The organism is Pasteuria penetrans (assembly GCF_900538055.1).
Classification (GTDB): Bacteria; Bacillota; Bacilli; order Thermoactinomycetales; family Thermoactinomycetaceae; genus Pasteuria; species Pasteuria penetrans.
Map to the genome: position 1 here is coordinate 494539 of NZ_UZAC03000001.1, position 21523 is coordinate 516061.

18 protein-coding genes are annotated in these 21523 nt (G+C 47.6%); 9 read left to right on the forward strand and 9 right to left on the reverse strand.

All coding sequences use genetic code 11. From position 1 onward, the window contains the following. Positions 1-653: 653 nt before the first annotated feature. The 6 genes from PPRES148_RS01950 to rlmN all read right to left on the reverse strand — a co-directional run bounded on the left by PPRES148_RS01950 (position 654) and on the right by rlmN (position 6547). A complete protein-coding gene (locus PPRES148_RS01950; protein ID WP_187820390.1) occupies positions 654-1328 on the reverse strand; it encodes a thiamine diphosphokinase in 675 nt (224 codons plus the stop codon). A gap of 1 nt (position 1329) precedes the next feature. Next, positions 1330-1974 carry a ribulose-phosphate 3-epimerase gene (rpe, locus tag PPRES148_RS01955; protein WP_149452991.1) on the reverse strand — a complete coding sequence of 215 codons (645 nt, stop codon included), beginning with the start codon at positions 1972-1974 and terminating at the stop codon, positions 1330-1332. A 2-nt stretch (positions 1975-1976) separates the two neighbouring features. Beyond that, positions 1977-2882 carry a ribosome small subunit-dependent GTPase A gene (gene rsgA / locus PPRES148_RS01960; protein WP_246142876.1) on the reverse strand — a complete coding sequence of 302 codons (906 nt, stop codon included), beginning with the start codon at positions 2880-2882 and terminating at the stop codon, positions 1977-1979. 22 nt (positions 2883-2904) lie between these two features. After that, positions 2905-4560: a Stk1 family PASTA domain-containing Ser/Thr kinase gene (pknB, locus tag PPRES148_RS01965; protein ID WP_149454188.1), complete on the reverse strand. Its 1656-nt coding sequence runs from the start codon at positions 4558-4560 to the stop codon at positions 2905-2907. A gap of 37 nt (positions 4561-4597) precedes the next feature. After that, entirely contained in the window at positions 4598-5356 is a 759-nt protein-coding gene (locus tag PPRES148_RS01970) for a Stp1/IreP family PP2C-type Ser/Thr phosphatase (protein WP_246142944.1), read from the reverse strand. 99 nt (positions 5357-5455) lie between these two features. Then, positions 5456-6547: a dual-specificity RNA methyltransferase RlmN gene (gene rlmN, locus PPRES148_RS01975; RefSeq protein WP_149452993.1), complete on the reverse strand. Its 1092-nt coding sequence runs from the start codon at positions 6545-6547 to the stop codon at positions 5456-5458. 807 nt (positions 6548-7354) lie between these two features. Between rlmN and PPRES148_RS01980 the strand changes: the two genes are divergently transcribed. Beyond that, on the forward strand, positions 7355-7672 hold the full coding sequence (locus tag PPRES148_RS01980) for a hypothetical protein (RefSeq protein WP_149452994.1): 318 nt from the start codon (positions 7355-7357) through the stop codon (positions 7670-7672). 330 nt (positions 7673-8002) lie between these two features. Here the strand turns inward: PPRES148_RS01980 and PPRES148_RS01985 are convergent, their stop codons facing one another. The 3 genes from PPRES148_RS01985 to PPRES148_RS01995 form a co-directional block, all read right to left on the reverse strand. After that, positions 8003-10831, reverse strand: a complete 2829-nt coding sequence (locus tag PPRES148_RS01985; protein ID WP_149452995.1) for a PAT1 family protein — start codon at positions 10829-10831, stop codon at positions 8003-8005. Positions 10832-10874: 43 nt separating this feature from the next. Continuing rightward, entirely contained in the window at positions 10875-12200 is a 1326-nt protein-coding gene (locus tag PPRES148_RS01990) for a hypothetical protein (RefSeq protein ID WP_149452996.1), read from the reverse strand. Between the two features lie 482 nt (positions 12201-12682). Next, complete coding sequence (locus PPRES148_RS01995; RefSeq protein WP_149452997.1) at positions 12683-15940, reverse strand: trypsin-like peptidase domain-containing protein; 3258 nt, start codon at positions 15938-15940, stop codon at positions 12683-12685. Positions 15941-16231: 291 nt separating this feature from the next. Between PPRES148_RS01995 and PPRES148_RS10525 the strand changes: the two genes are divergently transcribed. The 8 genes from PPRES148_RS10525 (at position 16232) to PPRES148_RS02030 (ending at position 21515) form a co-directional block, all read left to right on the forward strand. Further along, a complete protein-coding gene (locus PPRES148_RS10525) occupies positions 16232-16405 on the forward strand; it encodes a hypothetical protein (protein ID WP_187820391.1) in 174 nt (57 codons plus the stop codon). A gap of 763 nt (positions 16406-17168) precedes the next feature. Next, positions 17169-17687, forward strand: coding sequence for a hypothetical protein (locus PPRES148_RS02000; RefSeq protein ID WP_149452998.1), 519 nt, complete (start codon positions 17169-17171; stop codon positions 17685-17687). A 473-nt stretch (positions 17688-18160) separates the two neighbouring features. Further along, the gene (locus PPRES148_RS02005; RefSeq protein WP_149452999.1) at positions 18161-18406 is read left to right on the forward strand and encodes a hypothetical protein; all 246 of its coding nucleotides are present in this window, start codon (positions 18161-18163) and stop codon (positions 18404-18406) included. 199 nt (positions 18407-18605) lie between these two features. Beyond that, complete coding sequence (locus PPRES148_RS02010; protein WP_149453000.1) at positions 18606-18908, forward strand: hypothetical protein; 303 nt, start codon at positions 18606-18608, stop codon at positions 18906-18908. Positions 18909-19218: 310 nt separating this feature from the next. After that, on the forward strand, positions 19219-19458 hold the full coding sequence (locus PPRES148_RS02015; protein ID WP_149453001.1) for a hypothetical protein: 240 nt from the start codon (positions 19219-19221) through the stop codon (positions 19456-19458). 379 nt (positions 19459-19837) lie between these two features. Beyond that, positions 19838-20212, forward strand: a complete 375-nt coding sequence (locus PPRES148_RS02020; RefSeq protein ID WP_425468234.1) for an NADH-quinone oxidoreductase subunit A — start codon at positions 19838-19840, stop codon at positions 20210-20212. Further along, positions 20197-20715 (forward strand): NuoB/complex I 20 kDa subunit family protein, encoded by a 519-nt coding sequence (locus tag PPRES148_RS02025; RefSeq protein ID WP_149453002.1) that lies wholly within the window; start codon positions 20197-20199, stop codon positions 20713-20715. The genes PPRES148_RS02020 and PPRES148_RS02025 overlap by 16 nt, the downstream gene beginning before the upstream one ends. Then, complete coding sequence (locus PPRES148_RS02030; protein ID WP_149453003.1) at positions 20712-21515, forward strand: NADH-quinone oxidoreductase subunit C; 804 nt, start codon at positions 20712-20714, stop codon at positions 21513-21515. The genes PPRES148_RS02025 and PPRES148_RS02030 overlap by 4 nt, the downstream gene beginning before the upstream one ends. Positions 21516-21523: the final 8 nt, after the last annotated feature.

The following is a 21523-nucleotide window of genomic DNA, read 5'->3' on the forward strand; positions in this document are numbered from 1 at the left end:
TCTTTGATCGTCTTTTCGCTCTAGATATTCATCTTTCTCATAGTTAGCCAACCATGTCCAAGTTCTTTCTATACTAAAATTTACCCAGTTTTTATCGTACAAGACTAGATACTCAACTGGTTTGGCGGTCAATTCCGTTGATACTTCCAATTTTGTAAACATTGCAAACGCCCCAGGAGATAGTTCTCCATTTTCTTACTGCAAACAGGAGCTGGTAGAGTGGTAAAAGTGTCAGTGGGTCATGAGCTTATACTCTCCTCTGTATCCATATTTTTTTATTTTTATGGAATAGAGGAGGAGGATGAGTAAAAAAGAATAGGAATCTGCTACCTCTTTTGACAAAGTAGGATGGGGATAAGTAGTTGGTAAATACATAAAAATACGTAAAAAGAATAGGAATGGGACCAGGATTCAAATATAAATTTTATTTTTTTTAATAATAAAAATTTTGTGCATAGGAATCCGAGAAGGAAGTCCCAAAAGTGGGGGGAAATCCCCTCTGAAAACCTTGTTCAAAAATTCACACCCACAATGGGGTGCTACCGGTTTGTTCGTACCCCTCCATTTTCTTTATCAGCAGAAAGATAATTTTTGGATGAATTCTAGACTAGATCAACCATTCAAACCCACCCCATAAGCACCTCATTTGGTACTTAGGTATCCTGATCCTGGCTTTCTATCACGAGGCAAGCACCGAATTGAATGGACAATCGACCTAAAAAGGGCGCTATCAAACGATTACTCAAACCGTAGACAGGGGCACGCGGTAACGCAGCACCATCCAGGGGATACTGGAACCCCTCGAGTACAATCCCTTGGACCGTATCTGTAAGCGGCAATAGAGAGATATGGGTATACCCTCCATTCTTCCCCATCCATAGGCTACCGGGACCCCGCAACAGACGGAAGCGATTCGTGGGATGGAGCAACACGGCGCGTATATTCCTTCGTTCTAGCCATTCCAACAACATGACGTTAGCCATTGCATGATCAGCCCTTGGCCCCCCCCAGGCGCCCAACAGGATAATCTCATTTGCCTGATAAATGGTAATAGCCAACCGACAGGCGGCATGAGTGTCGCTTATATCCTTATCATGGGGAAGAATGTGAATAGGTATATTCGTATCCTGAATGGATCGCTTAAGAGCGGGATCTAGAGTGTCGAGATCACCAATCAGGGCATCAGGGAATAAATTGGCTGCCAACAGATGGTACAAACCCCCATCAACAGCAAGCACTATAGCGGATGGTGTACAATATTCATTCAATTCCCGTAAACTGCATTCACCACCCGCTATCACGATGGCCCTTCTCCTTCCCCCTTCCACTTCATGTATCCTCCCTACAGCGGATATTTCCTATCGCCCCCCCACGGTCACTCTGGCCAAAAACAGCGGATCCTGCTACCAGTACATTCGCCCCTGCCCGAATTGCATGTGGGGCTGTAGCTGCATCGATACCACCGTCCACCATGATGGGTAGCTTGGGGGCCAACGAACGGATCCTTTCAATTTTAGGCAACACGAAGGGCAGAAAGGCTTGTCCACCAAACCCTGGATTCACTGTCATAATAAGAACCATATCAAGCTCGTCCAAAATCGGTTCTATCATGGAAGCAGGCGTAGCAGGATTGAGCGCTACGCCTGCTTCGACACCACAGGAGCGAATACATTGCAGCAAACGATGGAGATGGGGAGAGGTCTCATAATGAACTGTGATACGTTGCGCACCGCTCCCGAGATAAGCATCCAATAGACGATCGGGTTCTTTCACCATCAGATGGAGATCAAAGTAGAGGGTTGTAACCTTACGGAGGGAGGAAATGATGGGTGGACCGAACGTAAGATTGGGAACAAAATGTCCATCCATTACATCCAAGTGCAAACCATCAGCACCTGCTGTTTCAACATCCTCTATCTCCTCTCTAAGACGGGAAAAATCCGCTGCCAGTAGGGAGGGAAAAACCGTAACCATACTCATCGACCCCTTTTATAGCGAGGGCGAATTCCTGCAAGCATGTGGAGATAATTATTGTATCGACTCTCGACAATGGTACCTTGCTGCACAGCCTGCTGGATCACGCATCCAGGCTCATTATGATGCAAACAGGCCCGGAAACGACAAACACTCTCTTCCTTCACCCATATAAACTCAGGGAAACACTCAGCCAAATCCTGGGGGTGATAAATTTCCAGTTCCAATTGGCTAAAACCTGGTGTGTCTGCTATTTGTCCCCCACCGGGGAGGGGGAACAACTCTACCGTTCTTGTTGTGTGACGACCCCGAGGGCGTCTACGACTTACTTCACCTGTTTGTAATCTATGGTCTGGCAGAAGATGATTGAGAAGGGTGGATTTACCAACTCCGGATTCCCCAGCCATCACTGCCACACGACCGCACAACAGTTTCGAAAGTGTCTCAATAACTTGTCGGATGCTTCTATCCGCCCCCAGAAGGAAGACGGGATATCCCACCCCGTCATAGATATTGTAAAAGATGAGGGCAGTTTCCTCATCCACTAAATCGGTCTTTGTAAAAATCAACAGAACCTCAAGTCCTACCTTCTCGATCTGGACGAGTAGGCGGTCCAATGTTAGGGTGTGGACGGGTGGCGAGGCCAACGAGGCGGTAACAAGTACCACATCTACGTTGGCAACGGCTGGGCGGAGAAGTTCATTCCGGCGTGGCTGAACGGCTACAATTACGCCCATACCATCCCTGTTCGTTGCATGAGTATCATATTGCACATAATCGCCCACGAGGGGGTGAATCTTTTTTCCCTTACAACGAAATACACCCCGTGCTTTGCAATCAATCCTACTCCCATCCCCTGTCAAAACCCCGTACACGCCGCTTACACTCGTTACAATTTGTCCCTCCACGATTTTCTCCCCGCACTCCGATTCAATCGAATGAAACATCATTGCAACTCTTAGTACCTGGTATATGGACGATTACCTGTAAGGTCTCACTACCCACTGAGGGAGATCCTTCTGGCGGTGATTGCGCAACTACATGGGCTCTCGTGGGGTTTGGATAAATACCGGTAGCATCACAGTACTTAACCGTTGCGCCATCCTTTGTAGCACGGGATTCATATCCCCCCACATAGTTTTTAACAACAGACCCTTCTATAGGGGAACCATCCATGGAAGCATCCCCAGGGTACATTGCCCCTACAAAGAGCCGTATAGGATCCCGTTGGCTGGCCATTTGTCCTGGGGCAGGTTGCTGTTTCCAAATAGCCCCCGCATCCGTTCCCGGATGATAGATAGAATAAACCACGGGCAAAGGTAGTCCTCTCTCCTTTGCGAACTTTCTCGCCTCGTCCCGGGTGGAAAAACGGGGGAGCCTCAAAGAGCTGGACACATCCCCCTGAAGGGAAGGGTCTTTAGTATCCGTAGGATCATTCCGTATAAAATTCCATAGGGCAATGAATCCCCATACGCTTAATACCAGAATTACGATCATAGTAAAAACAACAAAAAGTGCCCTTTTCCAAAGTGGCAAGCGTTGTGGACCCACTACACCCAACCAGGCTGTCGTTTTCTGTAAAATCGTACCCTCTACAGGGTCTACCGTAGACCGTGTGTCCCCTGTGACACTATTTCTTCGGGGGAAAGAGCGCGAGGAAAGGGGTAAGCCACTGTCTGTAAGGTAATCCTCACTCTGGTTCCGTTGTCCGTCGTCGGTTGATGACTCAGGGACCTCAAAATTCTGCCAATGTAACTCCTGATGGCGGTCCATCGGAACGGCCTGTAAAAGAGTTCTTTTGAAGGTTTGTGCAGAGTTGAAACGCAGCTCAGGGTCCTTCTCCAAAGCATGCAGAAGAATAGCTACCACTTCTTCTGATATATCCGGATTGTATTCGCGCGGGTCCGCAACGGGATCTTGGAGATGCTTCAACGCAATGCTAATAGCGGCATCACCCATAAAGGGAAGGCGACCTGTCAACATTTCATATAAGACGATACCCAACGAATAAAGATCGGATTTCAAATCAATGGATTCGCCCCGTGCTTGTTCGGGGGAGAAGTAGTGAACGGATCCCATGACAGAACCTGTTTGAGTGATGGTAGCTGAACTAGCGGCACGGGCAATCCCAAAATCGGTAACCTTTACCCTCCCACGACTGCCCAGGAGAATGTTATGGGGCTTGATATCACGGTGCACAATCTGATTCTCATGCGCATGAATGAGCCCGTCACATATCTGAACAGCAATCGTTGTTGTTTCTTCTGTACTCAGGGGAGCCCGGGCACGAACGTACTGTTTTAGGGTGGGTCCCTCTACCAATTCCATCACGATGTAATGTGTGTATCCGTCGTATCCTACATCATACACATTGACGATATTAGGATGTGATAAACTCGCTGCTGCCTGGGCTTCGCGGCTGAAGCGACGTACGAATTCGGAATCATTACTCAGTGATTCGTTGAGCACCTTGATGGCAACGTATCGATTGAGTAGAGAATCACGTGCCTTGTACACCGCAGCCATGCCCCCGCCCCCAACACGGGTGATGATCTCATAACGCCCTCTTAGCTTTTTCCCTAACATCTGCATGGCCACCTCTCGTTCCTCCCTTTGCTCTTTACTAGATGTCAGAGGATGATGCTCCTGTATGTCGCAAGAGGATTAGAGAAATATTATCTGTACCACCAGCATCCAGAGCGCGCTGTAGGAGGGAATCAGCCTTTTCCTCCAACGTCATCGTCCGCGAAGCGAGGAACAAACCAATCTCCCTGTCTTCCACCATAGCAGTGAGGCCATCAGAACAGAGGAGAAGTATGTCCTTCTCTTCCCAGGGTGTATTCACAATGTCGACTTTCACGTCCTCCTTCTTTGTACCCACGGCATGCACGATCCAATGCCGTTGGGGATGGTTTTTGGCCTCCTCTTCCGTAATTTGGCCATGCTGTTTGAGAATTTCCACATAGGTATGATCCACAGTCAGACGGTATAATCGTTCTCCGCGCAACAAATAAGCCCGACTATCCCCCACATGGGCGAGGACAATCTCATGCTCATCGACAAGAGAGGCTAAAACCGTCGTACCCATATCGAGGAGATTGGGGTCACCCTGGGCCAACTCGAAAATTTTCCGATTGGCCGCTTGCACAGATTGGAAGAGCTTATTTCGTTTCTCATCCGTCGAAACCTTCAACGTATCGGGAACAAATACCCCTTGAATCGTTTCCACGGCGTAACGACTTGCTAATTCCCCCGCCTGGTGCCCACCCATGCCGTCGGCTACCAAAGCAAGGATCGTACCACAGGCAGTACGTGTCAAACTGGTTCGGTCTTCATTGTGGCTGCGTACGTGCCCAATATCGGTTCGCTGTACCATCTCCATCACGGGGCTACCCCTTCCCTGAGCCGACTGCCCTTTTTACGCGGGATTATGAACCATGATTAGGTCAAAATTGGGGGACATTAGGGAACGCTTTCCGTTCTACTGTCCCCGATCCTCTTTTGATCCCATCATTGTGCCCTTCGCAACCGGGAAATCGTCCGTACCCTTACGCAGCCGCAACTGGCCACATGCCGCATCGATATCATGTCCATGTTCACGTCGAATGGTTACTGCTATCCCATAACCTGCAACGATCTTCCGGAACATTAGAATACGCTGGTGTGGTGTGCGTTTGAAACCACGCTCGGGAACGCTGTTGATTGGAATCAAATTGAGAAGACAGCATAGACCCGACAGGAGTTTACCTAACGCATGGGCATGTTCCTTTTGGTCATTGTGTCCGTCCATCAAAGCATACTCAAAGGTGAGTCTACGTCGTGTTTGTTGCCCATAGTACCGGCAGGCAGCCATCAGTTCAGAAAGCGGATAACGACGCGCGATGGGCATGAGATTTGCCCGCAGATCCTGTTCGGGGGCATGCAGCGAAATAGCCAAACCCACTTGCCATGGTTCATGAGTGAAACGATAAATTTCCGGTACTAAACCGCTAGTGGAAACGGTAATGCGTCGTTGACCAATGGAAAAACCCTTCATAATGATGCACAGGGCCTGTACCATTGCCTCATAATTTTCCATCGGCTCACCCATACCCATCACTACGACGGAACGCACACGCTCCCCGCAGGGGGACAGAAATCGTTCAACCTCCATCACCTGGGCAACAATTTCACCTACCGTAAGGTTACGTTTCAAGCCACCAAGGGCAGAGGCGCAGAATTTGCAACCTAAACGGCAACCCACCTGTGTTGTCACACAAACACAGATCCCGTACTCATGACGCATGAGAACGGTTTCGATTGCATGATGATCACGCAATCCAAAAAGAAATTTGACGGTACCATCTGCAGAATCCTGCTTTGTCAAACAGCGTAACGGCTGAAGATCAAAGGAGGAATCCAACTGTGTTTTCAAATCTCGCGGTAGATTCGTGATATCAGCAAAGGCTGTCACTTTTTTTTCGTATAAACCTTGCCAAATCTGTTGGGCACGGAATGGGGGCTGTTTCCTCCGTTCCATTTCCTGGGACCAATCTTCCTGAGTTTGCCCGTAGGCAGAAGAAACTAAAGACATTGAGATTCCTCCCATGACCCCTTCCCTTACCGGTTGTAGACAATAACGCTAAAACGGGTGCAAAAAGAGCGAGATCAGATCCAGCATGGTTTTTTATCTCCTACTTTATAGCAAAAAACAAATCGCAAAGCCATTGGAAAAGGGGAAACCGAAATACCAACAGGTCCTAAAAATTCCTACCCTACAATTGTAACAATCCTGACCTCGGAATCCAATCCATTGTACGGTTCCCGCTTCGGCGAAGAATTCCGAACTGTGATCTCTATACCACGTCCACAATACAGGAATCGGTGATCCGTGAATTCCTGGTGAATGTCCCGGGTATTACGATCAACACCTCTGACTTTTATCAGGATTTAGAGCGTCTGAGAGAGGGAAGAGGGTTCTAAACGGAATCTAGGGGACAAGATACCTTTTCGCACGGAAGAGTTCATGTCATTGGGGTATAGGAGATGGGGTATAAGAATCCAATCTTGATCCCCGGCACTGTGGTAATGCCCATAGAAAGAATATTATATATTTTATTAAATGTATGTTATAATTGATAATGTAGTGGTAGTGGTATTTGGATTTCATTTTAATTTACTACCCTTTTATATCTATCTTGTATCGATAGATCCCCAATTTGGGTTGTCTGCACACTTGTTGTTGGATTGCCAGGACGATCCTCGTTGTGGATCATTTCTGTTTTTCTAGTATTTTGCTGATTGGGAAGTATTTTTTTATGATTTCTTCCATGTCGGTAATTAAGAACACAGAAAATTTTCAATAGAGATAACGAAGTGGAGAAATTGCTAGGGGGATTCTGTGGTGGAAGAAGAAGTGTCCGAACCAGAGGAGTCGTTGAATAGGAATTTTTTTAGAATAGGTAAATTAGAAAAATATTCATTCATTTTATTGTTAGGGGTTCATATTATGTCAGTAGACTGGACAGAATCTTGGGTTATGGCTGCGAAAGGACAACAGGCCCAATTTGCTTACAAGTCAACTGTAGTCTGTATGGAAGGAACTCACGATCCAAAGGGGACCCAAAAATCACCGCCCCGACCCCGGAGGAGAAAACGCATAAGGGCGCAGGATGAACTATCCCTAACCTCGTACACTTCTACAGGTGGAGACTTGTAATCAGCTATTCATTCACCCCCCGTGAAAATTCCACTGCAATCCAGCTCATCTTATAATACGTGGAAAGAGGGAGGAAATCCCCCTGAGAGTTGACGTTTGGGGGAATATTCGTTAGGGATTTAAACCGATAGGGACAACTGGAAAAGACACCCCCGTAATCCAAAAAGGTTCCGGGGGTGTGGTATATGGGAACGGAAGGGTAGGCATTCCTCTTGGGTGTCCCTAGGGAATTCCATAACTCCCCGACTGTGACGTCCCTTGGGGGGTACCCCTTCTCACTCCTCTCCTACTAACGGGAGGAATTATACATAAGGGGGACAATCCCCCATCCTATATCGTACGCGTTGTCCTCATGCCGGTTCCACCGCCTCTCCATCTCTTTTGATCAATACCCTTTATCTTGTATCCAATTCTTCTTCCCTTAGCATGAACCTTGGTTCTACTACGAACACTATCACAAACTCCCGACAATCTTTTCCCAACCCCGCTACTGCAAAGACCCAATGATGGGGAGTTACGCACCCCTGATTCACTCCCCCTGCTACCACTAGGATAGGGGGATAATGAATACCCCTCCAGCTTTTGTATCTGCTGCGTATGTTGAGTTTGCTGTATCTTTTGTATTTTCTGTATCTGATGTATTTCATGGATCTGCTGCGCGTGTTGGGTCTGCATCTGTTGAATTTGTATCTGTTGTATTTGCTGCATTTGTTGCATTCGCTCTATTTGCATATGCATAGGGGGGATATGAATTTGCTGTATCTGCTGTGGGAGAATCATAGGGTTCATATGGGGGGGGACAACCTGTGGAGGAACTATGGATTGCATGTGGGGAGGGACAACCTGTGGAGGAACTATGGATTGCATGTGGGGAGGGACAACCTGTAGAGGAACCATGGATTGCATGTGGAGGGGGACAATCTGCGGAGGAACCATGGATTGCATGTGGGGAGGGACAACTTGTGGAGGAACCATGAATTGCATGTGGGGAGGGACAACTTGTGGAGGAACCATGGATTGCATGTGGGGAGGGACAACCTGCGGAGGAATCATGGATTGCATGTGGGGGGGGACAACTTGTGGAGGAACCATGGATTGCATCTGGTGGGAAACAACCTGTGGAGGAATCATGGATTGCATGTGGGGGGGGACAACTTGTGGAGGAACCATGGATTGCATCTGGTGGGAAACAACCTGTGGAGGAACCATGGATCGCATCCGATAGGGAGGAACTTGTGGGGGAACTACGGATTGTACCTGGGGGGAAATTTGATAGACTGCTGGGGGTTGCGCTGGGTGTGCAACTCTAGGACGAGGGAGGAATAGGGATCCTATTTGTGGCGGCGTGATCTCGGATGATAACGGGGGTGGGGACTTCATTTGGGATGATTTTCCCTTCGCAGATAAGGGGAATGAAGGGTCCTTTACTTCTGCATTCCACTCGGGAGGGGGGGGATGATGGATTGAGGGACGGCCTTGGTATGGTTCGTTGTCTGCTTTGGTACCAAAAGGGTGTTGCTCCCAAAACGTAACGGTCTTACGGTAGTGAGATGGATGATCAGTTGGGGGAATGGTTGTATGAGTTGGTGGCATATGATTTGTGGTATGCCCTGCTGATGGGGCTAGCTTACCTGTTGTGCCCAACTGCTGTACTCCTCCCGACGGGGACGGGGGCAACACCTGTTGATTGGGTCCTGGATCCTGTGCCTTCTTTGGTGGTGGGGATAATCGTTGCAATTTCTGGTTCGTTTGTTGCAATGTTGGACCTGTCTTGTTGGTAGGGGAATGGGAGGACCCTTGCCGTTGTCCACGATTTGCATTGTGATCGGAAGAGGGTCGTTCTTCCCACGTTGTGGTCCCACGATTGAGGGATGGGGGATTATTGGCCGTAGAGGCTGATGACATAGTAGAACCTGCGGGCTTTCCTCCTAATGTTCCATGCACCGTCCTACTCGTTGCATCTAACTTTTGTACTTCCTCCGATGGGGACGAATGCAACCCCTGCTGATTGGGTCCTGGATTCTGTGTCCCCTCTGGTGGTGGGGAAAGAAATAACCCCCGTAATCTCTGGTTCACTTGTTGGAGTAATGGATGATCCGTTTTGTTGCTAGGGGAACGGGAGGACCCTTGCCGTTGTCCACGATCCGTATTGTGACCAGAAGTGGGCTGTTCTTCCCATGTTACAGCTCCACGATTGGGGGATGGGGGATCGACCGTAGGGGCTGATGACATATTGTGAACCGTGGGTCCCCCTTCTGATGTTCCATGCACCGTCCTACTCGTTGCATCGAACCGCTCTACTTCTTTCGATGGGGACGAATGCAACTCCTGCTCATTGGGTCCTCCCGAATCCTGTGTCCCTCCCGGTAGTGAAGGGAGGGGTAACCTCTGTAATTCCTGGTTTGCTCGTTGTAACGATGGATCGGATCGAGGAGGTTGTTGATCTGTTTGAACTACCGCTGCGTAAGTGGGTATTGTGTGGTGGGCACCGGGAGAATTCCTGGATTGGGAATGTGGGGAGTTTTCCATTGTGATCCTATTCGCCTCTACAATGGTAGGGGGTGAATGCTGTTGTTTCCGTGGTGATTGCGGCTGCAGAGACCCCTGGGTTTTAGGGGGGAATGATGGTGGTTCCTCCTTTGTATGGTTCGTGCGGGAAATGGATAGGTTCCCTCTTTCCTGTTTCCTCCCCTGAATTTCTTGCTGTAATTCCTGACTCCCCAGGTTCGATGGGGGGTCCCCCTTTTTCCCAGTAGGAGGGGGTGTGTGTTTACTATTCTCATCATTATCCAAAGGGAGGGGCCTGGATTTTCCTACTACCTGCTTTCCCCTTTGATCCGTCCATAGTCCCTGATTTTCCTGTACCGACGGTGGCAATGTCTCCTCCGCGATGGTGTATAGGGATCGTTTGGTTGCCGTATTGTTGAGGGGGGCTCTATGGGATTTTTCCCCTGCCTGTTCTCCATCTGCATGCTTTTCCCTTTTGTTTTGTTGCAGTCCCCGACTCCCTCGTACCCATGATGATTCCCCTCCCCCCATGGATTGCTCATTTGCTATATTTTCGCGGGGTGGGGTATTGGTTTTTTCCTTTACCTCTTGATCCTTTCGTGATCCTTGTTTTTTTCGTACAGATGGTTCCTCTTTTCTGGCAATGGACAAGGATCGCTTAGCCTCAGCACTGCTAGGGGGGAGGGCATTAGTTTTATTTTTTGCCCCCCCCCCCTTCTTGGCTTTGCCGTGATCCTTCCCCCCTTTTTCCTATCTCAGGGGTGGGGGATGAACCATCATTCTCCACCCTACTGGATTGGGAAGGCCCTGGCTGTACTTTTTCTATCCCCTTTGCCCAGTATTGTTGCAAGGATTCTGGTAGCACCTTTATTTCCCGTTTCAAAATATGAAGTTCCTCTGGAGTGAAATACTTTATCGAATGCTGTACTTTTTCTATCTCCTTCGCCCAATACCGTTGCAGAGGTTCCGGTAGCACCTTTATTTCCTGTTTTAAAATATGAAGTTCCTCTGGAGTGAAATACCTTATGGAATTCCGTAACATATTATGTGTCATTCCAGGGGGGAGATGGGATATATCCTGTTCCATTCGTAATCGTACCTCTATCCCCTTTGTCCAATACCATTGCAGGGGTTCCGGTAACACCTTTATTTCCTGTGTCAAAATATGAAGCTCTTCTATTGTGAAATACTTTATCAAATTTTGCAACATATTATGTGCCGTTTCAGGGGGGAGACTAGACAAACTTTGTATGGCTTGTAATCGCATTTCCGGATTTTTCCGTATCTCCTTCCCATATCGTTCCTGCGGCGATGGTACTTGGGTCGATTCTGACTCTGCAGAGGGGGACATTCTTTGTTCCTCCCCCCCATAGCCAACAATAGGCGAATGTACCATCGGGTTTTCGCTCAGGGCTTTTTCCAGTACCCCCTTGAGTAATTTCCTCTTCTGTTCCTCGGACAATTGAGGTGGCAATTCTCCAGGTTCCAATTTTAGGTTTCGTATTTGTTGAGGTGTTAGGTTCTGTACCAACTCCCACATTTTTTTTCGCTGAGCTTGTGGCATTTGCTCCTGCACTTTTTCCAGGTACTTCTGTTGCCCTCGTTCCCATTTGGGTAGATCTAGTTTTTGTTCGAAGGTGAGATGATGGCTCTGCCAGGGGGCTATCCATCCCAGTTGCTCGAAACGCAACTGCTGTATTAGGTCGGGTCGTACTATCTGCTGTACTACCTTAGGGGATGATAGATATTGTATCTGATGTTTCCCTAGGCTATTGATTTCCTCAGGTAGCATCCACTCCTGCTGTTGCTGTGTCAGATTCTCTATCCGCGTCCCTAGCTGTTGTATCTGTTGCGTGTAATATACCCCTTCCACCGAGGAGGTCCCCTGTTCTTGTATATCCCCGGACGTCTGCTGTTGTTGCGATGGTTTTCCAGTAGCAAAGGTATGTGGGGTGATGCTGGGACTCCCTCCCTGTGAAAACACTAACATGGATAGAATATATTTACTTATTTTATTCATGTTTTCCCTTCCCTAAAATATTTTTATATATTTTAATTTTATGTTTAACCAAAATATTTTAAATAAAATATTTATAATATTAATAAATTACTAAATAAAAACAATTTCTTTTATATAATGATTCAGGATTTTGATCATGAACCGGATCCGGGTTATCTGTGGGAACTCCTATGAATCAAAAATTACACAAATGTAGTATTTTTGGAAAAAGTTTTGAACCAACCGTTCTATTCAGGAGGATATGGGGCTGAGGCCGACAACGAGTCAAAAATTTAGGTCCATACCCCACTTTGTGCTGTAAGGTCCAAGAGAGGGCGGTTTGTGGTCTCCAAAAATTCTTTTGTCCATGCCTTTTCTATGAACCATCGTAACGATGGTTCATAGACCATTTATAGATATTTATAAGTTTATTGTTATTTATATTCACAAAGGGTACGAAAATCGTTACAGTGGTGCTTTTCCATGGAATCGGGGGATTCCTGCTAGGGGGATTCTGTGAGGGTTTCAGTTGAACTATTGGGTTCACTGGACGGTTGTGATTCTTGCTTCCCCTTCAACAACCACCCCTTTTCTATGAACGATCCGATTAGCTTCTTATACCTTTGGTATGCCTCTTGATATGCTTGTTCTCTATCACGATCCTCATCCCCATCCTCATCCGTGTTTGTTGGGTTTCTCCCGGATTGTTCATGATTCCACATCGTGTATGCCGCTTTTTGAAATTCCAACAAATCGTTTGATTCCTGATTGGTTATTGGTTTTCCCATGTCGTCCCTCTTGTCCACAAATCGCTCGATGGCCATATGAAGATGATCTATACCCACACTGTCATGGTTCTTTACCCATGAATCCATATCGGGGAGCTGGAGAAAAAGATGGTCTGGTTTGTCCCTATGCGGCACATCATCTGGCTGGGATCTCATCCATCTTATTCTTTTCGATAATGATTCCTTATAAATATCATAAGGGGGCATATTGTGCGGTTCAGTCCATATAGGTACTATTTTTTCCAATCCGCGCACACCCTTTTTCTCGAAGGTTTGGGCTATTCTTTCTAGATCGCCTGGTGGCAACTTTATTTCTTTTTCCTTCCCCTTGTAGTGATAGACAAGTTTGTGATCACCCGACCTCATTGTTTTGCTTGCCATGTTTCCTAATGCATTGTATAGATCGTTCTTGGTAGAGTGGGGCCCTAATACTTCTAGTTTGGGAACTTTACCCGATCTTTTTTTTGTGGGTAATCCAAAGATAACGTAGTGGTTTTTTACTATACTTTCCCTGTTCCTTACCAAATCATCTCTTGCTATTTGTTTTGTGTCTATCATACTGTGCATCCCTATAGCGGAGGGTAGATCCCCTGAATACATCATCATTTCCTTAATTTTATAAGCAAATATATTATCTAATAATAATTCACTGTGATCCATTTGGTTGTTTTTATGATCCCCGTACTTTTCCCTCCCATCCATGAATTCGATAAGAGAGTCGAATAAATCCCCACGTATTTTTTCCTGTGCCAATGGATGATTCTGATACGTATTATTCTGATGACTAAGTTGGTACAAGAATTGGGCCGGATTATGGATCTCCTCAGTTGAATCCTTGTCTTGATCCATCGTCCCAGGAATATCTTCCAGAAGGACTTCCTTTTCTACCTCCGTTCTATTCCCTTGCGGATAGTATTCAATGGTAAGTGGTTTGCCCGGTTCTCCATATTGGTTCATGAGTGTATTGTAGCTTTGTAAGTTATTGATTCTAATTTTATTATTATCTATTTTAATATGGGTAAAGATGTCACCTTCGTGGAATCCACTCCGATCCGCTACCCCTCCAGGTTCAATAGCAGTAATCACCATACCCTGTCTAATTTCATCGGGAACGTTGAAACTGGATCTTAGTTCCGGGGTGATCGTTGCCCCCAGAGCACCCAAGTTGCCCCTGCGGAACCGACCATGCTTTATCAGTTGCTCCGCAACCCGCTTTGCCAGATTGGAGGGTATGGCGAATCCCGTTCCCCTTCCCATGCTGCTCTCATTGATCCCTACTACCTCTGCCCTCATGTTGAATAATGGTCCACCGCTGTTGCCTTTTTCTATATGTGCATCGGTTTGAATACAACTGCCAATGCTAAAACATGGTAATTCCCATCCTGATAATCCCGGTGTGATGGCAGAGACGGAACTCATGGGGAAATCTGATCCTTTTTTGGAATAGCGGGTTACGATCCCTGCGGAATGAGATTGACCAATTCCCATGGGGCTACCGCTGGCTACCACCGTCTCCCCCTTGCGTACCGAATCGGAGCTGGCGAACGTAGCCGGCCGCACTCCTTGAAGGTCGTGGGACCTTATCTTCACAACGGATAGATCCGTTCCAGGGTCGGAGCCTACAAATTTGGCTTGTATTGAGGGGAGATTTTCTTCTTCCCCCTTGGCGGTTAATATATCAATATCCCCTTGGCCGTTTTCTACCACATGGTGATTGGTAAGGATCCAAGTTTCACCATTTTCCTCCTTGATAACCACACCCGAACCATAGATCATTTCCCTTTCCTCCTGGATGAGATTTTTGGGAAAGGGAAATGGGCGAACGCCTGGAACACGATTCACTGCGATTGCTACCGTGGATTGTTCGGCCTTTTGGATTACCCATGGTATAGTTCCATGTAAAACAGTTGTTTCTGATGCAGGGGATGGTTTTTCCACAGATTGCTCATCCCTCCCTGACTCACCCCCCGATGTCTCTACCATTGTGGGGACGGATTGTTGTCCATTGGAATTCGAGTTCACCTGTTCTGTTTTTTTCTCTTTTTTCCTATCTATGGTAGATGGATCTTCTACTGTTTCAGTAGATCCTCGGTTTCCCTCGGACCTTTCCCCGGGCGTTTCCTGTTCCATCGTGGTGGGTAGGGGTTTGTTGGAATCTTCTCCCGTTTTCCCCATTTTTTCCGCTGGTTTGGGATCCATGGGGGGTTGGTTTTCCACTGTTTCCCTATCTATAGTGGACGGATCTCCTGCTGTTTCAGTGGATCCTCGGTTTCCCTCGGATTTACCCCCGGGTGTTTTCCGTTCCGTCGTGGTGGGTAGGGGTTTGTTGGAATTTTCCCCTGTTTTCCCTATTTTTTCCGCTGGTTTGGGATCCATGGGGGGTTGGTTTTCCACTGTTTCCCTATCTATAGTGGACGGATCTTCTGCTGTTTCAGTGGATCCTCGGTTTCCCTCGGATTTACCCCCGGGTGTTTTCCGTTCCGTCGTGGTGGGTAGGGGTTTGTTGGAATTTTCCCCCGTTTTCCCCATTTTTTCCGCTGGTTTGGGATCCATGGGGGGTTGGTTTTCCACTGTTTTCCTATCCATAGTGGATGGATCTTCTGCTGTTTCAGTGGATCCTCGGTTTCCCTCGGATTTACCCCCGGGTGTTTTCCGTTTCGTCGTGGTGGGTAGGGGTTTGTTGGAATTTTCCACTGTTTTCCCCATTTTTTCCGCTGGTTCGCGATCCATGGGGGGGTGGTTTTCCACGGTTTCTCTCTTCCCCATTCCCGTGGATTCCTTTGTTGCTAGATTGGGGAGATATTTTCCTGACGTTTCCAACGAAATGTCTCCTCCTCCGGTCCCCGCTTCTTGTTCTGCCTTTATCATTTGAGGGGAGAAACCAGATAGGAGAAGGCCCACAGTAAGATAACCCCACAGCGGTAGGGGTTTATGGTGGGCTAGGAAACACCTCTTTTTGTTTAATTTCTTCATGTAATTATCCCCTTTGCAATTATTTTCTACCACCTATTTTCCATACGCGTGTCGACACGGTAGCAAACTTTGGCAGGGGAGTCAAGGGATGTGTAGTACTATCGCATGCGGAATAGAGGAGATAGGGGGGGAATTTCTTTGCAAGTGTAAGCTGTGTAAGTGATGAGGGTTTGTAATGGGCCCCTAGGAGACGGCTGGTAGGTAGTAGGCTTCCAACTACCTAATGTTGCTGGTGTGGAAACACCCCGGTTGTGAGCGATCTAGGAAGAGGAGGGGGCATGACCCCGTCAGGTGGGAGTCGGGGAGATCAGCGAAAGCGAACCGTTCGAAGACGCATTGAAAATCGTAGTCCATGTCAAAACCGGGGTGGGGTGCAAACGTCGGGATCAACCGTGGGGGACGACCTATCTTCTGCTCCGGTGGCATGCGGTGTACAGGCGGGATAAACCCGATGTAGGCTCTTGATCGGAATTTAGGAGATCGTCGTACGGCATTTGGCTGTCGCCAGATGGAAAGACCGAGGACAAACCGGGGTTCCGTGCACGAAGTCAGATCAGCTCATACTGAGATAAGGAGATGATCGAAAGTTGGACCAGGCAACATTGGATCGAAATCCGGATAGAACACAGCAGAGGAAGGTAGGAAGAACGTGACACCAGACCGGGGTTCTGAATGGGCAAAATCCTATGAGGCCATAAGAGCCACATAATGCGAGAGTAGTACGTGTAGTTTTGTAAGGGGGTTGGCTAAGATGCCATCCCTATTCAACGTGAGGGAACTTGGCATGTGTTAGGAAAAAATAGGCCTTCATCCAATCCATCTTTGGAATCTAGAACTAGGCAAAAGCCCTCAAGGATATTCCAAGACCGAATCTTGGGCGGGGGCTCATTACAACCTTTATCACTCGTACGGCCCATTGAACACACGATCCCCAAATTTTTACTATCCATCCTATAGCATTACAGTTGCAGAAGTTGTACCATATGGGATGCGGTGGGTAGTTGGGAGAGGATCGAGAATCCATCTAAATTTTTACTAGTCAATCCACAGCATTACAGTTGTGAAAGTTGTACTACATGGGATGCGGCAGGTAGTTTCCGATGGATAGGATCTTAGGAAGTAACTTATTACCCCTCTTTGGCTTGGGATGGTTATAGAACCACAATTACTCCCAATAGGGAATCCTGCCTGCAATTATCTAACAAGTGAGTGAGGAGAGGATCTGAAAGTGAGAAAGAATGCAAAAATGATCTTTGCTACTGTGTTGTCGCTTACTCCTTTTTTTTCAGCAACATTTAATGTTCATTCGTATGCGGAGGGGAGAGATGAAGGTACTAGTCTAAACGTTTACAATGGCAATTCATACGAAAACCGAATGGATGAGAATGTTGAGAGAGTAGAGAAGTTATTGAAGGAAAATCATATGAGTGAGGATCAGCTGAGGGAGGCCAGGTGGCTATATAAAAATGAAGAGTATGTAATTGATCGTTTAGAAAAATTCATTCTTTATAGGAAACCAGAATGGAAAAATCTCAGTCCATCGGAACGGATCGACAAGGCAGTAGAGTTTGGGTCCCATTCTTTTGAACTTGCAGCTGATAGGGGGGAGGGGGGATACATCATTAATCCGAGTATGGATGAGGAAGACATTCGTAGCATATTAGAAAGATTAGGATTTCCAGAAAATAATGAATTTTATTATCAACACATGGATCAATGGTTTCCATTGAGTTCTGTACCACTTTGAGACTCCTAAACTGTTGAGGGGGGGCTTGCTCTCCCCCATACATCATATGTTATCAAGAACCGTATCCATATACGATAGAATTTAATATATAGAAAAATTTAAATTAAGGAATATCATTTTTGCGCGTAGTTTTTCGGATATGGTAATTTTCAACCCTAAAGTACTGAATTACTGAAGTTTTCTGGAGTATTTATATGTATTGTTTTTCTTCTTAAAAAATTAATAATTAAAACATTTATGAATTTCTGAAACTAATTGTTTCATTTTTTCAAAAAGTGTGCCCAGTGCTTTGTATGGGCGGCGGAGGTTGTAATCGTTCCTTCGAAGCTTGCTGATAGGTAGCGGGCTTCCCGCCTTCTGAATGCTGCTGGTGTGGAAACCATGGGCGGTTCTAGGAAAAGGCGGAGCCATATATCCTCGTTCGGTGGGGGTCAGGGAGCTCGACGAAAGGTAAATCGTTCGACGAGGACGTATTGGAAAGAGTAGTTCGTGTCCAAGCCGGGGTGTGTTCGGGAACGTCGGGAGAAGTCGCGGAAGACGACCTATGTACGATTCGGGCGGGTATGCTGGTGAAAGACGGAAGAAGCCTAATCCAGGCGTTGATACGGAACTTGGGAGGTCTTCGCACGGCGCGCGCCTGGCAACGGCCAGGCGTAGTCAAAAGCCAAAGGCAACTGGGCCTCCCGTTTACAAAGTTGGATCAGCCCATAGTAGCTTAATGAAATCTTTGTAATGAAGATGGAGTGAAGGGGAGCTGAAGGGTCGTGTCCGATACGGGGGTGGGGACGGTAAAGAGGAGACTCCGTCGTGGGTCAGGCGACATCAGATGAGAAACTCCGTTAGGCACCATATACAACAAACAAAAGTACTGCTAGCATGGCGCTAGGTCCATAAAGAAGAGTAGAGGGCTGGCTAGGGATGGATGGGCTGAAGATGGAGGAATTGGGAAGCCATCGAAAGAACAATCGATACGTCACTGGGAACCCAAATGGGTGCAGGTTTCTACTTCCCACCCGAAGTCCGGCGGGAGTGGATATCCCGGAGTCTGATGATAGCAAGGAACCGCTTAGAATTCCTGCCGTAGCGGGTCGAGTTGTTCAGATCGTCCTCAAGAACAGACTAGAACCGTACCTAGAACCTTCTTTTCATGTTTCATCTCATGGGTGCTGCTCGGAAACATCGTCTCTTCAGGTTCTTCCGTCCTATCGAAAGGACGGTTAGACCCATGCCTGGGGGATCCATTCAAACCCCGAACGACTGTAACCCGGGCGGGTACAGTATTCCTGGGCTTCCATCCATCCAATCAGTCGAAAAGCCAGGAATGAGAGGGCGAAACGTCCGAAGGTGATGGGGATCCATCGATGGACACGAAGGGAATGGACTGGGGAGCTGAGTGACCCAATCCATTGTGGGTAGGGGGGATCCAACCACTAGGGCGCTTTTCAACTGTCTAGGGTGATAAAAGCCCTTACCCTATCCATTAGACAACAGAGGAATGATCGAAACACAAATATAAAAGATCCAAGAGAAGATGGAGAAGATCTGGATATCCTACTATCTGTTCCAAGTACAGAAAGTTGTGTGCGCCTTGACGTTTCATTGGGTGAATCCTGATCCCATGGATCCTGAGGGCTGCATAATGGGGAGAATAGTACATGTTCTTGTGCGGGGGGTGGCTGAAATGCCAGCCCTACTCGACATGGTTACGTACCTAGGCATGGGGGGGATGGGCCCCTTGGATTTACGCCCTGTTGATGTGGGGGGTTCCTAGGTGATGGAGAGATTACATTCCCCCGCTGAATCCATCCTGAATTTTATGAATCGGGGGTATTTTACATGTCCTTGGTGTTCATTCGAATTCATTCCCAATGCTAGACATTATTGCCTGATGTCGTTATGCTGGTGGTGGGGGTGCGTTGTTTCCAGTCCCATGTGGGTAATGAATGTCCTTTCTTTTTTGGAGTAGCGTCCCACTCCCGATGTTTTTTTCCAAATGGTGGGATTTCGGTGCGAATAGTGAGTATTTCTCTTGGGAATGAATATTATCTGAAGTGAGTTTTTCCTGTGGATTGTTTGTCATTTTCGCATATTTCTAGGTAATATGGTTGTTTTTCAGAATTTTCCCGGCCTGGAAGAAGGGGGTATACTTGGTGTCTGGATCCTTCATGCCCTTGCTTTTTTTTCTGTTGGTTCCCCTGGTTCTTCCCCTTTTTTCCTCTCTGTTGGCACGTTGGATACGTCCCAACAGTCCCAATGCAATCAAGGAACTCCCCTACGAGAGTGGGGTAATCCCAGAGGGTGTGGGGAATATCCGTTTCCATGCTGCCTATTGGCCCGCGGCTTTACTCTTTCTCGTCTTTGATGCGGAGGCGATTTTTCTTTTTCCCTGGGCTGTTGTTTACAATCACCTCCGATCCGTGGAGGGTTGGGGTGCACTCATCAAAATGTTGATTTTCCTTGGTTTCCTCGCCCTGGGTCTTATCTACGCCTGGCAAAAGAAGGTGTTACGATGGGAGCGGACCTAGGCGTTTTGTCTCCCTTCGGGGATGCGGAGGATTCCCGTAATCTTCTTCTGACGAAGGTAGATCAGATCAAGGCTTGGACACGGAGCAATTCTCTATGGCCGCTCAGTTTCGGACTAGCCTGCTGTGCAATTGAAATGATGGCTACGGGTGGTTCCCACTATGATCTGGATCGATTTGGTGTTCTCTTTCGGGCCTCACCACGTCAATCTGATTTGATGATTGTAGCGGGTACTGTAACCAAAAAAATGGCGCCGGTTTTGCATCGTCTGTATGAACAAATGGCAGATCCCAAATGGGTGATCGCCATGGGTTCGTGTGCGACAGCGGGGGGTCCCTATTGTGCCTCTTATTCTGTCGTCAAGGGGGTCGATCAGGTCGTTCCCGTGGACGTTTATATACCAGGGTGCCCGCCGAATCCAGCCGCGTTGCTTTATGGGATTTATAAATTACAATGCAAAATTCGTGAGGAGGCCCGTATGGGAAAGCGGGTGATTGAGGGTTGAACGAGGAAAAGGATTCTGGAACCCAGTCGCGGAGACATGGGGATGGTTCTGACGCGTCGTCGTCGGAGGGATCTCCTACCTTGGAATCAGAGATGGAGGCTACGACTCGACGTGGAGGGGGATCGGAGGAGGACAAGAAAGTGGACGATCCCCCGGAATCGGAGGGGAATGATTCTGATTCCAAGGTTAAGGTTAAGGCAGATCCTAAGATAGCACCGGAGGGTGTGATAGGAACCGAGGCGAAGTCCAAGGATGTCCCCAATAGGGCTCGTCCTACCTCGCGGGGTTCGGCTCGTGCTCAGCCTGATCCCCCGCCGATAGACCCTGAGTGGCAGGAGAGGGCAGAGAGTTGGCGTGATGCGGTCAACCGGGCTATGGGGGATATGGTTGCCCCGGAGGTGATCGTGTTGCCGCATATTTCCCTGCCAGTACTTTCCATTGTTCCATTGGCCTGGCGGGAGGTGGCGTTGTTTTTTCGCCAGAATCATGAGTATTCTTTTTCCTACATGCGTAATTATGCAGCAGCCGATCAAGGGGCGCACTTTGATGTCATTCTCCAACTTGCTTCCCTCATCCAACCCTATGATATTTGTCTCAAGGCCTCCCTTTTGAGAGGGGAGCCGAGTATTCCTAGCTTGGCTACAGATTGGGAGGCGGCGAATTGGAACGAGAGGGAAATGTATGACTTGTTGGGTATTCATTTTGAGGGCCATCCTGACCTGCGACGTATTATGCTTCCTGATGGTTGGGTAGGACACCCTTTACGTAAGGATTACGAGCCGTTTGATGAGGGGGTGTAGAAGGGGTG